The 11,406-nt window shown below is 69.5% G+C and carries 11 protein-coding genes; 2 read left to right on the top strand and 9 right to left on the bottom strand.

Annotated features, from left to right (window positions below):
- Positions 1–408: 408 nt before the first annotated feature.
- Both pncB and B0W88_RS04740 read right to left on the bottom strand, forming a co-directional pair.
- Positions 409–1,599, bottom strand: coding sequence for a nicotinate phosphoribosyltransferase (gene pncB / locus B0W88_RS04745; RefSeq protein ID WP_077033504.1), 1,191 nt, complete (start codon positions 1,597–1,599; stop codon positions 409–411).
- A gap of 17 nt (positions 1,600–1,616) precedes the next feature.
- On the bottom strand, positions 1,617–2,465 hold the full coding sequence (locus B0W88_RS04740) for a cysteine hydrolase (protein WP_077033503.1): 849 nt from the start codon (positions 2,463–2,465) through the stop codon (positions 1,617–1,619).
- 81 nt (positions 2,466–2,546) lie between these two features.
- Here B0W88_RS04740 and B0W88_RS04735 point away from each other — a divergent pair, with 81 nt between their 5' ends.
- Entirely contained in the window at positions 2,547–3,239 is a 693-nt protein-coding gene (locus B0W88_RS04735; RefSeq protein WP_077033502.1) for an NUDIX hydrolase, read from the top strand.
- Between the two features lies 1 nt (position 3,240).
- Here the strand turns inward: B0W88_RS04735 and B0W88_RS04730 are convergent, their stop codons facing one another.
- The 4 genes from B0W88_RS04730 to phnC are packed head-to-tail and all read right to left on the bottom strand — an operon-like array spanning position 3,241 to position 6,961.
- Positions 3,241–4,347, bottom strand: a complete 1,107-nt coding sequence (locus B0W88_RS04730) for a TIGR03364 family FAD-dependent oxidoreductase (protein ID WP_077033510.1) — start codon at positions 4,345–4,347, stop codon at positions 3,241–3,243.
- Positions 4,348–4,358: 11 nt separating this feature from the next.
- Positions 4,359–5,099 carry a phosphonate ABC transporter, permease protein PhnE gene (phnE, locus tag B0W88_RS04725; protein ID WP_233151624.1) on the bottom strand — a complete coding sequence of 247 codons (741 nt, stop codon included), beginning with the start codon at positions 5,097–5,099 and terminating at the stop codon, positions 4,359–4,361.
- 56 nt (positions 5,100–5,155) lie between these two features.
- A complete protein-coding gene (gene phnD / locus B0W88_RS04720; protein WP_077033501.1) occupies positions 5,156–6,106 on the bottom strand; it encodes a phosphonate ABC transporter substrate-binding protein in 951 nt (316 codons plus the stop codon).
- A gap of 15 nt (positions 6,107–6,121) precedes the next feature.
- Positions 6,122–6,961, bottom strand: coding sequence for a phosphonate ABC transporter ATP-binding protein (gene phnC, locus B0W88_RS04715; RefSeq protein WP_077033500.1), 840 nt, complete (start codon positions 6,959–6,961; stop codon positions 6,122–6,124).
- A gap of 85 nt (positions 6,962–7,046) precedes the next feature.
- Here phnC and B0W88_RS04710 point away from each other — a divergent pair, with 85 nt between their 5' ends.
- Positions 7,047–7,625: an HD domain-containing protein gene (locus B0W88_RS04710; protein WP_077033499.1), complete on the top strand. Its 579-nt coding sequence runs from the start codon at positions 7,047–7,049 to the stop codon at positions 7,623–7,625.
- Between the two features lie 8 nt (positions 7,626–7,633).
- Here the strand turns inward: B0W88_RS04710 and phnY are convergent, their stop codons facing one another.
- The 3 genes from phnY to phnA are packed head-to-tail and all read right to left on the bottom strand — an operon-like array spanning position 7,634 to position 11,354.
- The gene (gene phnY, locus B0W88_RS04705) at positions 7,634–9,061 is read right to left on the bottom strand and encodes a phosphonoacetaldehyde dehydrogenase (protein ID WP_077033498.1); all 1,428 of its coding nucleotides are present in this window, start codon (positions 9,059–9,061) and stop codon (positions 7,634–7,636) included.
- A complete protein-coding gene (psrA, locus tag B0W88_RS04700) occupies positions 9,058–10,134 on the bottom strand; it encodes an iron-containing alcohol dehydrogenase PsrA (RefSeq protein ID WP_077033497.1) in 1,077 nt (358 codons plus the stop codon). Before psrA ends, phnY begins: the two co-directional genes overlap by 4 nt.
- Positions 10,131–11,354, bottom strand: a complete 1,224-nt coding sequence (gene phnA, locus B0W88_RS04695) for a phosphonoacetate hydrolase (RefSeq protein WP_077033496.1) — start codon at positions 11,352–11,354, stop codon at positions 10,131–10,133. Before phnA ends, psrA begins: the two co-directional genes overlap by 4 nt.
- Positions 11,355–11,406 lie beyond the last annotated feature (52 nt).

Here is an 11,406-nt window from a genome sequence, read left to right as displayed (position 1 = left end):
AGGTGTCGTTCCAGTTGGTGGGCGGGGCGCCATGGGGGGCGGCGGCCTCGTCGGCATGAACGGCGGCGGCGCAGGCCAGCAGCGCGGCGGCGGCGATCGTGGTCTTCATCATGTCTGTCTCTCTCCGGGTTCTTGTGGTTGAGGTGAAGAAAAGAAAAAGGGGCGTGCAGGGGCCTCACCGCGAGCGGGTGATGGCGACGAAAGGCGTGGGAGTGCCGGGACGGCCGGAGCCGTCAGCGCGGAGGAAGTGGGGTGTGCGATTCCATCAGCCGTGTCTCCTGGGGTGCTCGCATGGACGCGGCGACTCCCTGTTGTTGTCACGCGGGCCCGACGAGGCTCCGCTTGGGCTGAAGGTTATGAAAAAGGGCCGTGGAAGGCCCTGCACAAAACGAAGGTTCGCCTGTACTTTTATCTTTGGACGCCGAACACCTGGCGCAGATAGGCCAGGAAAGTCTGGTCGTCGCACAGCGTCTTGCCGGGGCTGTCGGAGAGCTTGGCCACCGGCTGGCCGTTGACATGGGTCAGCTTCATCACGATGTTCAGCGGCTGCAGGCCCACGTCGTTCGTCAGGTGCGTGCCGATGCCGAAGCCCAGCTGCGTGCGATCGCCGAAGTGCCGGTACAGGGAAATGGCGGTCTCGATATCGAGGCCATCGGAGAACACCAGACGCTTGGTGTGCGGGTCGATGCGCAGCTTCGCGTAGTGGGCCAGCGCCTTCTCGCCCCAGACGACCGGGTCGCCCGAGTCGTGGCGCAGGCCGTCAAAGAGCTTGGCGAAGTAGAGATCGAAATCGGCCAGGAAGGCGTCCATGCCGATCACGTCGGTCAGCGCGATACCCAGGTCGCCGCGGTACTCCTGCACCCAATCCTCCAGCGCGGCCTTCTGGTGGTCGCGCAGGCGCACGCCGAGACCCTGGTACATCTGCAGGTACTCGTGCGCCATCGTGCCGATCGGCACCAGGCCGAGGTCGCGCGCCAGCTGCACGTTGGAGGTGCCCTTGAAGACGGCCGAGGCCTGGTCGCGCAGCGTCGTGACGACCTCGCGCTGCCAGTCGCCGGCGAAGCGGCGGCGCACGCCGAAATCGAACAGCTCGAACGGGTGGGCCAGCGGCGCCGCACGACCGAACTCATGCAGCCGGTCCACCTTGGCCTGCAGCCGGCGCCGCCCCTCGGCCAGCGCGGCCTCGCGGTCGAAGCGGCGGAAGTACAGCTCGTTGACCAGCGCCAGCACGAAGATCTCGAAGGCCATCACATGGACCTGCGGGCCGCGGGCGACGATCTCCAGCGAGCCGTTCGCGCCGGCACGCGCCGTGATGAAGTCGCGCTGGAAATGGAAGATGCGCAGGAAGTCCACGAAGTCGGACTTGATGAAGCGCAGGCTGCTCAGGTAGGCCAGTTCGTCCGCGCGGAACATCAGCGCGCACAGGCTGTCCAGCTCGCGGTTCACGTCGTCCAGCAGATCGGCCAGCGGATAGGCGCTGTCGTTGCGGCAGACGAAGTGGTACTCCGACTGCGTCTGCGGATGGCGATGCAGCATCGCCTGCCACATCGTGAACTTGTAGAGGTCGGTATCGAGCAGGCTGGTGATCACCGGGGGCATCGTGGTCTCTTGCTTCTTCAGCGGGTCAGTTCGGCGAGCATCTCACGGCTGGTGGCGATGCGCGCGCCGCGCTGCGCGGCATCGGCCAGGAAGCCCGCGGCCTGCGGCTCGAAGCCGGTGACCGGGCTCATGCAGTCGCTCAGCAGCACGACCTTGTCCAGGCGGCCGCTGGGCAGGTGCTGCAGGATGTGCTCGGTCGTCGCCTTCACGCAGTGGCTGCTGGCCTCGCCGGCGACCAGCAGCAGGTCGGCGCGGCCCAGGCTGGCCAGCAGCGCCTCGTTGAGTTCGGTATCGGGGTCGGCCGCATCGGGCACCTCGGCCTGCAGCGCGCTGTAGTGCTCGGTCCAGGGGTTCGTGCCCTTGATCACCGCCTGCATCACCCGCCCTCGCCCCTCCTCCCAGGCGCCGCAGGCGGCCAGCAGGTCCGCATGGACGTTGTGGCCCCAGCTGCCGATCTGGCAGTGCACCGGCCAGACCATCAGCGTGTAGCGGCCGCGGGCTTCCAGCGCGTCCAGATAGGCCTGGGCACGCGGCAGCGCCGCGGGATCGCGCGGGCGGAAGGCACCGGCACGAAGCTGGGCGGCGGTGATCTCGGTGAAGGGAGCCACGGGGGCCCCGTCGGCTCCCAGCCAGAAGGTCGGATGGGCGATGTCCAGGCGGTGGTGGGAATCGAGCGTGACGGTGATGCCGTCGAGCACCCCGGCGGCCTGTCCGACGAAGGCCGCGAGCCGCTGCATGTCCGCATGGGCACCCGCCACCGGCAGTGCCGGCTGCTGCGCCTGTCCGGTCAACGGGTGGAGCGGGCGGTAGTTCTCCGGCAGGTCGCAGAAGTCGTTCTGCGGGTCGATGATCAGCAGCTGGATCATGGCGTTCTCCTTCTTCCTTGGCCCGACTCTAGGTCACTTCGTATAACATTGCAACTAACTAGGCAAGCATGGATGCGAGCGATGGCTGAGAAGAAGGCGATTGCCGATGCGCTGATCTGCACCGTCGACGTGGTGCTGCTGACGCTGCACGAGCAGCAGCTGCAGGTCGCGCTGATCGAGCGGGAGCATGCGCCTTTCGAGGGCGCGCTGGCCTTGCCCGGCGGCTATGTGCGCACGGCGCAGGATCGCAGCACCACCGAGGCCGCCGTGCGCGTGCTGCGCGAGAAGGCGGCGCTGGCCAGCCCCTGGCTGGAGCAGCTGGGCAGCTTCAGCGGGCCCGAGCGGGATCCGCGCGGGTGGTCGCTGTCGGTGGCGTACTACGCGCTGGTGCCGGCCGCGCTGCTGGAAGGCCAGCCCGGCCTGCAGCTGCGGCCGGTGGCGCGCCTGCCTCGCCTGCCCTTCGATCACCGGGCCATCATCGAGGCCGCGGTGGCGCGCGTGCGCACCAAGAGCCAGTATTCCTCGCTGCCGGTGCACCTGTGCGGAGAGACCTTCACGCTGCCGCAACTGCAGGCGGTGTACGAGGCGCTGTTGGGCGAGCCGATCAACAAGGTGAGCTTTCGCCGCAAGATCGATCAGCTGGGCATGGTGGAGCCGGTCGAGGGCGCGCAGGAGCTGGGCCGCGCGAACCGGCCGGCGCAGCTCTACCGGCTGCGCCGGGCCTTCCGGCAGAAGCTGTCGCTGTTGGAGCGCGGGCTGAACGCCCGGAACTGAATCACCAGTCGCGCACGACCTCTTCCGCGATGCCGAAGGCGGTACTCGCGCCGGTGCCGCTGGTGACGAGGACAATGCGCAGGCCGGCCTCGGGCGCCTCGACCAGCGCATCGGCCGTGTGGCCGGTCGGGTAGACGCCGGTCCAGCGCTCGATGACGCGGCAGCGCGGCAGCCGGATCGCCTCGTGCAGATGGTCGAGGATCAGCGCGTCCACCCGCTCGCTGGCGAAGGGCTCCGGGCTCGCATGCTCATGGTGCGAATCGCCGACGACGAGGCTGCCGTCCGCGCTCTGCACCGCGATCAGGTGGATGCCGTGGGCCAGGCTCTCGGGGCATTCCGCTTGCAACTGCGCGAGCAGCGGCTGCGCCTCGGGCAGCGCCGCATAGCCGGCATAGCGCACCAGGCTCAGGTCCGCCATCACCGGCGCGGGCAGTTGCACCGGCGCTTCGGGCATCAGCCGCAGCATCTGCAGCTGGCTCAGGCGCAGCGTCGGCGGCAGCCAGCGCAGCGCCGGGCCGCGCAGGTCGGTGCCGGGGCACAGGGCGATGCGCTCGGCCTCGAAGACACGTTGCGCCGTCTGCACCCGACCGGGCTCCACATGCAGCACCGCCTCGCCGTTGAAGAAGCGCACGCCGTGCGCTTCGGCCAGCCAGGCGGCCAGCCGCGGGATCGCCTCGCGCGATTCGACGCGCAGTTCGTGCGGCGAGTACAGGGCCGCCGCATCGGCCTTCAGCATCGGCGCGCGACTGGCCGCCGCTTCGGGCCCCAGCAGTTCGCAGTCCCGCCCCATGTCGGTCGCCCGGAAGGCTTCCAGCACCTGCGCCGCTGCAGGCCGCTGTGCCGCGACCCACAGGCCGCGTTGCAGGATCGGGATGCCAGCCGCTGCCGCCACTTCGCCCCAGACCTGCGAGGACCGCATCGCCCGCCACCAGGTATCGCTGGCCCGCTGCCCGGTCACCGTGATGAAGCCGAAGTTGCGGATCGAGGCGCCGACGCAGCGCTGGTCACGCTCCACCACCGCCACCCGCCAACCACGGCGCGCGCCCATCAGCGCATGCGCGAGGCCGACGATGCCGGCGCCGACGACGACCAGATCGAAATTCTCCACGTCCATCACCATCAGATGAACCGCTTGCGCAGCGCCGCCGAGCCGATGTCGATCGCGCTGACCGTCACCACCAGGATGATCAGCACCGCGCAGGTCTGCCCGTACTGAAAACCGCGGATCACCTCGAACAGCACCACGCCGATGCCACCCGCACCCACCATGCCCACCACCGAGGCCGAGCGCACGTTGGACTCGAAGCGGTACAGCGTGAAGCTCAGCCACAGCGGCAGCACCTGCGGGATCACGCCGTAGAGCAGCTCCACCAGCTTGTGCGCGCCGGTGGCGCGGATGCCTTCGACCGGGCGCGGATCGATCGCCTCCACCGCCTCGGAGAAGAGCTTGGCCAGCGTGCCCGTCGTATGCACGAACAGCGCCAGCACGCCGGCGAACGGGCCCAGGCCCACGGCCACGATGAACAGCATCGCGAACACCATCTCGTTGATCGCGCGGCAGGCGTCCATCAGTCGACGCACCGGCTGGTGCAGCCAGGCCGGCGCGATGTTCGAGGCGCAGAGCAGGCCCATCGGCACGGCCGCGACCACCGCCAGCAGCGTGCCCCAGATCGCGATGTGCACGCTGACGACCATCTCGCGCACGAAGATGCGCCAGTCGCGAAAGTCGGGCGGGAAGAAGTCGCGGGCGTAGGTGCCGATATTGGCCGAGTCGCGGATCAGGTCCAGCGGGCGGATCTCCGCGCCCTGCCAGGCCCAGGCCAGCACGGCAAAAGCGGCGATCCAGCCCAGGTAGCGCAGCGGGCCGGGCCGCTGGGCCGCGGCGCGCTCCCGCAGCAGGTGCAGCGCAGCGTCGCTCACGATTTCAGCGCCGCGATCTTCGCGTCGATCTCGGCCAGCGCCTTGCTCTTGGCCGCCGCCTCCATGTGCTCGTCACCCTCGAGCTTCATGCGCTCCTTGGCCAGCTCCAGCGTGCGGATCGGGATCAGCTGCGCATTGCTCGACTCGCGGAAGCCGCCGTAGTTGTAGATGTTCTTCAGGATCGCCTTCTCGGCCTCGTCGGTCTTGGCGTAGTTGACGACGAACTGCTTGATCTTCGCCCGCACCGCAAGGTCCAGGTCCTTGCGCCAGACGAAGGGGTCGCTGGGGATCAGCGGGCTCTTCCACAGCACGCGGATCTGGCTCGCCAGCTCGGGCTTGGTGGCCTCGAGCTTGGTGATCTCCTCGGTGTTGTTGGTGGCCACCTCGACCTGCCTGGCCAGCACCGCCTGGATGTTGGCGCCGTGGCTGGCGTTGCGCACGGTCTTGAAGGTGTTGCGCGGGTCGATGTGGTTCTGCGCAAACAGGTAGTAGCTGGGCACCAGGAAGCCCGAGGTGGAGTTCGGGTCGCCGATACCGAAGTTGATCGCCTTGCCGTTCTTGAGCACGTCGTCCAGCGTCTTGTAGGCACTGTCCTTGTGCGTGATCAGCAGGCTGTTGTAGCCGATGCTGCCGTCCGCATAGACGACCTGGGCGAACACCTCGCCGTTGGCGCGGTCCACCGCCTCGATCGCCGCCTTGTTGCCGTACCAGGCCACCTGGATCTTGTTGAAGCGCATCGCCTCGATCACGCCGGCGTAGTCGGGCGCGTAGAAGCTCTTGACGCTGAGACCGGTCTTCTTCTCCATATCGCGGAAGAAGGGCTCCCAGCGCTCGCGCTGGGTGGAGGCGGAATCGGTGGCGATGATGCCGAAGCTGATCTCCTGGGCGAATGCCGAGCTCAGCGAGGCGGCGGCCAGCAGGCCGGTGAGAACGATTTTCTTGATCATGAGAGATCTCCGGGTTCAGGCGGCCAGCGGTGTTGTCAGCCGGGCCGGGTGGGGAATGGAAGGAATGTGCTGTTCTTCGTCGGACTCAAGCTCGTCGGCGGCGCTGCCGTAGAGCTCGCGCAGGAACTCGGGCGTCAACGCGCTGCTGGGGCCATCGAAGACCAGCTCGCCGTGACGCAGCGCGATCACGCGCTCGCAGTAGCGCCGCGCCAGCGCCACGTGATGCAGGCTGACGACCAGCGTCATGCCGGCCTCGCGGTTCAGCGCGGCGAGCTGCTCCATCACGCGGCGGGTGGACTCCGGGTCCAGCGAGGCGACCGGCTCGTCGGCCAGCAGCAGCCGCGCGCCCTGCACCAGCACGCGGGCGATAGCCGCGCGCTGCTGCTGGCCGCCCGAGAGCGTGGAGGCACGCTGGAAGGCCTGCGGCGCCAGGCCGATCGCGTCCAGCGCGTCGAGCGCCCGCGCCCGGTGCAGCAGCGTGAAGCGGCCGCTCAGGGCGCGCCACAGCGGCACCTCGGCGGCCAGGCCGGTCAGCACATTGGTCATCACCGGCAGGCGGCCGACCAGGTTGAACTGCTGGAACACCACGCCGATGCCGCGGCGCAGCGAGCGGATCCGGGGGCTCAGCCGGCCCTCGGACTGCAACGTCTCGCCAAACACGCGCACCGCGCCGGACTCGGCCGTCTCCAGCCCGCACAGGCAGCGCAGCAGCGTGGACTTGCCGGAGCCGGAGGCGCCCAGCAGCGCCACCCGCTCGCCCTCGGCGATCTTCAGCGTGATGCCCTTCAGCGCGGGCTGCCCGGCGAAGCTCTTGCGCAGGTCGTCGACCTGCACGATCGGGTCATTCGTATTCATGGCATCGAGCGTAGGAAGCATTGGTGAATCCGCAGTGACACGGAGCCGTCATCAACGGGGAACGGACGCCGAATAAGCTCGCCGCATGGAGCACTGGCAGGACCTGATCACGCGCTTCGAGCGCCTGGGGCATCTCGAATACGCCGGCGAAGGCGTCACCCAGTGGCAGCACGCCTGGCAGTGCGGCCAGCTGGCCCGCGACGCCTACGCGCCGGCGCCGCTGCAGCTGGCGGCCTGGCTGCACGACATCGGGCATCTGCTGGACGGCCAGTTCATCGACGGAAAAAGCGACACGCCCTCGCTGCAAGGCCATGACGACCGGCACGAGGCCCGCGCCGCCGTGCTGCTGGAGCCGCTGTTCGGCGCCGCCGTGGCGCGGCCGGTGGCGCTGCACGTCGAGGCCAAGCGTTATCTCGTCGCCCGCCAGCCGGAGTACCTGGCGCGGCTCAGCGAGGACTCCGTGCGCAGCCTGGCGCTGCAGGGCGGCCCGATGGCTGCGGCCGAGGCCGCGCAATGGCGCGAGCAGCCCCATGCGGAGGACGCGCTGCGGCTGCGCAGCTGGGACGACCAGGCCAAGCGGCCGGAACGCTGGCCGGCGAGCCGCGAGCATGCGCTGGAGCAGCTCTACGGGCTGATGGCGCATTGCGCTGGAACGAAGCGTTAGCACCGGCATCACCACGGCAAGGTAAAAGTCTTGAGCTGCGTGTAGGCCTTGATCGCCTCCTGCACGCCTTCCTTGTGGCCCAGGCCCGAGTCCTTGATGCCGCCGAAGGGCGTGAGCTCGGTGCGGTAGCCGGGCACCTCCCAGACGTTGACGGTGCCGACCTGCAGCTCCTTGGCGAAGCGGGTGATCCAGTCCATGCGCTGGGTGCAGACGCCGGACGACAGGCCGAAGCGGCTGGCGTTGACCAGCGCGATCGCCTCGTCCACCGAGCCAAAGGTCATCACCGGCGAGATCGGGCCGAAGCTTTCTTCGAACACCAGTTCCATCTCGGGACGCACGCGGTCCAGCACCGTCGGCGCGAGCAGCGCGCCGCGGCGGCGGTGGCCGCAGCGCAGCCGGGCGCCGGCGGCGATGGCGGCATCGACGCGACGCTCCAGCAGGCGGGCGGCGGCTTCGTCGATGACGGTTCCCATGGCGTTCCGTTCGTCGCGCGGATCGCCGTAGGTCCAGGCCTCGGTGGCGGCGACCAGGCGCTCGGTGAAGGCCTCGGCGATGCCCGAATGGACGAGGATGCGCTTGACCGCCGTGCAGCGCTGGCCGGAGTTCTTGTAGGAGCCTTGAGCGGCGAGCGCGGCGGCGCGGTCCAGGTCGGCGTCCTCGCAGACGATCAGCGGATCGTTGCCGCCGAGTTCCAGCACCGTGCGGCGGTAGCCCGCGCGCTCGGCGATGCGCTTGCCGATCTCGACGCCGCCGGTGAAGGTCACCAACTCCACGGCCGGGTGGGTGATCAGCGTGTCGCCGATCTCGGCCGGGTCGCCGGTCAGCACCTGGAACATCGCCGGCGGCAGGCCCGCCTCATAGAGCAGGTCGGCGAACCACAGCGCCGACAGCGGCACCTTCTCCGAGGGCTTCAGCACCAGCCGGTTGTTGCTGGCGATCGCCGGCACGACCTTGTGCGCCACCTGGTTCATCGGGTGATTGAAGGGCGTGATGGCGACGATGACGCCCAGCAGCGGCTCGCGCATCGAGATCACCTTGCGCTGCCGTCCGTGCGCTGTCAGGTCGCAGGCGAAGACCTGGCCGTCGTCGCTCAGCGCCTCGGTGGCGCCGAACAGCAGCACGTCGGACACGCGGCCGATCTCGTAGCGGCTGTCCTGCAGCGAGAGGCCGGACTCGGCGGTGATCAGCTGCGCGGCCTCGTCGGCGCGCTGACTCAGCAGCGCAGCGGCGCGGCGCAGGATCTCGGCGCGCTCGAAGCGGCTGAGCGGGCTGCGGTAGGCCTTGGCATGGTGCAGCGCCTGTTCGACCTGCTCGCGGCTGGCCTTGGCGGCGCTGCCGACCGGCTCGCCGGTGGAGGGATCGATCACCTCGAAACGGCCGCTGTCGCCGGCCACGCGCTCGCCGCGCAGGCGTAGAAGTTCTTCCCTGTAGCTCATGCTGATGCAGCTCCGATGAAATTGCGGCCGCGATCTCCGAGCAAGGCCTCGTCCAGCAGCGCGGCGGCCTCGGCCTCGCCGACGCCGTAGTCGGCGAAGCTGGTCCTGACGCCCAGGGTATGCAGCAGCGACTCCAATCGCGCGGGCACCTGCTGCGCCGGCACGTCCAGCGCCTGCGCCAGCAGCGCGTCCCGGCCCGCATCGCGGCCGATCGCCAGCCGTGCCACCAGCGGCAGCGTGAACGAGCAGGCGATGCCATGCGGCAGCCCGTGGCGCAAGGTCATCGGGTAGCTCAGCGAATGAGCGAGCGCGGTGCGCGTGTTGCTGAAGGCGAGGCCCGCCTGCAGCGCCGCGAGGGCCATCGCCTCGCGCAGGGCCGGATCGTCCAGCTGCTTCATCAGAGCCGGCAAGGTGGAAACGATGCTGCGCGCGGCCGACACGGCGAGCGCGTCCGACACCGGGTTCGCGTGCCGGTTCCAGAGCGCCTCCAGCGCGTGCGACAACGCGTCGAGGCCGCTCTGCAGCGTGACGGCGGCCGGCAGCTTCATCATCAGCGCGGGGTCGACGATGGCGGCCTCGGGCCAGGTGATGTCGAGTTGCAGCGAATGCTTGCGCTGCTGCTCGCGGTCCCAGACGGTGGCCCAGGGCGTGACCTCGCTGCCGGTGCCGGCCGTGGTCGGCACGGCGATCAGCGCCTTGCAGCGCGGCATGTCGAAACGCGTGCCTTCTCGCAGCAGCGCGGCGATCGCGTCGAAGGTGCCGCCGGGCGTGCCGGCCAGCACCGCCTTGGCGCTGTCGATGACGCTGCCGCCGCCGAGCGCGATCAGCACCTCGGCGTCATGGCGCCAGACCTCGTCGTAAAGCGCGGCCAGGTCGGCGATGTCGGGGTTCGGCGTGATGGTGTCGATGACGGCGACGACCTGCGCCCGCAGGTCATCGAGCAGGCCGAGCGGGCCGGCCTCGGGGAAGCTCAGCAGCAGCGCGCGGCGGCCGGCCAGCAAGTCGGGCAGCGCCTGCAGTGCGCCCTGCCCGGCGATCGTGCGCACCGGGTTGTGAAAGCGGTGGAGGCTCATGCTCGGACGTGATTCAGCAGCAGCTCGAAGGCATCGAAGTTCCGCAGGCGGCGCTGCGGTACATCGCGCAACCGGCGGTTGAACAGCAGCGGCACCTGCTGCTCCGAGAGCCCGCCGTGCGAGCGCAGCGGCAGGTCCTGCAGCGCGGCCAGGTCGTGCCGCTCGGGCGCCGTGCCCAGCACGGCCAGGCGCTCGGCCACGACGACCAGGTCGCCGATGCGATCCGGCGGCAGCTCGAAGCGCTCCGCCGCCTGCTGCTGCGTCAGCACCAGCTCCACGCCCGGCTGCGCGCGCAGCACCGCGGCGGCCGCGGCGGCATGGGCCGGATCCGCGAGATAGATGGTGGCGAAGGAACCCAGCGCGCCGTGATGGACCACGTAGGGATCGGTAATCGGCAGGATCACGCGCGCCTCGCCCTCGCCCAGCGCGGCGTCCAGCGGCGGCTGCAGGAAGGCGATGCGCGGCGCGCCGGCGGCGTCGGTCTTGGCGTTCATGCCATGGTCGGCCGTCAGCGCGATGCGGGCGCCGAGCGCATCGAGCTCGCCGAGGTAGCGGTCCAGCATCGCGTAGAAGGCGTTGGCGCCGGGCGTGCCGGGCGCGCACTTGTGCTGGACGTAGTCGGTGGTGGACAAGTACAGAAGCCGTGCCCGGCCGGCGCGCAGCAGCGCCACGCCGGCGGCGAACACGAACTCGCTCAGCGCCGCGCTGTACACGTCCGGCAGCGACAGGCCGGCCAGCGCCTGCTGCTGTTCATCGGCCTTCTCGGCCGAGAAGCAGATGCTGCCTGAAGAGAGCCCGTGGCCCAGCAGGCGGCGCAGCTTGTCCTTGGCGGTGATGACGGCGACCGGCACGCCCGCTTCGGACATCGCCGCCAGCAGCGTCGGCGCGCGCAGCAGCTCGGGCTCGTTCATCATCACCTCGGCGCCGCTGGCGCGGTCCAGGTAGTAGTTGCCGGCAATGCCGTGCACCGCCGGCGGCACGCCGGTGACGATGGACAGGTTGTTCGGGTTGGTGAAGGTGGGCATCACCGCGTCGCCGACCAGCGAGGTCACAGCGCCGCGCGCCAGCATCTGCTGCAGCTTCGGCATCGCGCCCGCCTGCAGTGCCTGGGTGATGTAGTCGGGCTCGCAGCCGTCGATGCAGAGCACGACGGCGGGCTCGCTGGGCCGCTGGTAGAAACGGCCGTTGACCGCGATGGAATCGGGGATCGAAGAAGTCATGGCCTGCACTGTCGATGCCTTCGCGGATTCATACAAATTCAATGTTTTCTGA

The organism is Pelomonas sp. KK5, assembly GCF_001984095.1.
Lineage (GTDB): Bacteria > Pseudomonadota > Gammaproteobacteria > Burkholderiales > Burkholderiaceae_C > KK5.
Note: the sequence above shows the minus strand (reverse complement) of the source record. Positions and strands in the feature narration are given on the sequence as shown.

What these genes read in the sequence shown, in the direction of transcription:
- pncB (WP_077033504.1), bottom strand. Translation starts at nt 1,599, where the DNA reads ATGCCCCCGGTGATCACCAGCCTGCTCGATACCGACCTCTACAAGTTC.
- B0W88_RS04740 (WP_077033503.1), bottom strand. Translation starts at nt 2,465, where the DNA reads ATGATCCAGCTGCTGATCATCGACCCGCAGAACGACTTCTGCGACCTG.
- B0W88_RS04735 (WP_077033502.1), top strand. Translation starts at nt 2,547, where the DNA reads ATGGCTGAGAAGAAGGCGATTGCCGATGCGCTGATCTGCACCGTCGAC.
- phnD (WP_077033501.1), bottom strand. Translation starts at nt 6,106, where the DNA reads ATGATCAAGAAAATCGTTCTCACCGGCCTGCTGGCCGCCGCCTCGCTG.
- phnC (WP_077033500.1), bottom strand. Translation starts at nt 6,961, where the DNA reads ATGAATACGAATGACCCGATCGTGCAGGTCGACGACCTGCGCAAGAGC.
- B0W88_RS04710 (WP_077033499.1), top strand. Translation starts at nt 7,047, where the DNA reads ATGGAGCACTGGCAGGACCTGATCACGCGCTTCGAGCGCCTGGGGCAT.
- phnY (WP_077033498.1), bottom strand. Translation starts at nt 9,061, where the DNA reads ATGAGCTACAGGGAAGAACTTCTACGCCTGCGCGGCGAGCGCGTGGCC.
- psrA (WP_077033497.1), bottom strand. Translation starts at nt 10,134, where the DNA reads ATGAGCCTCCACCGCTTTCACAACCCGGTGCGCACGATCGCCGGGCAG.
- phnA (WP_077033496.1), bottom strand. Translation starts at nt 11,354, where the DNA reads ATGACTTCTTCGATCCCCGATTCCATCGCGGTCAACGGCCGTTTCTAC.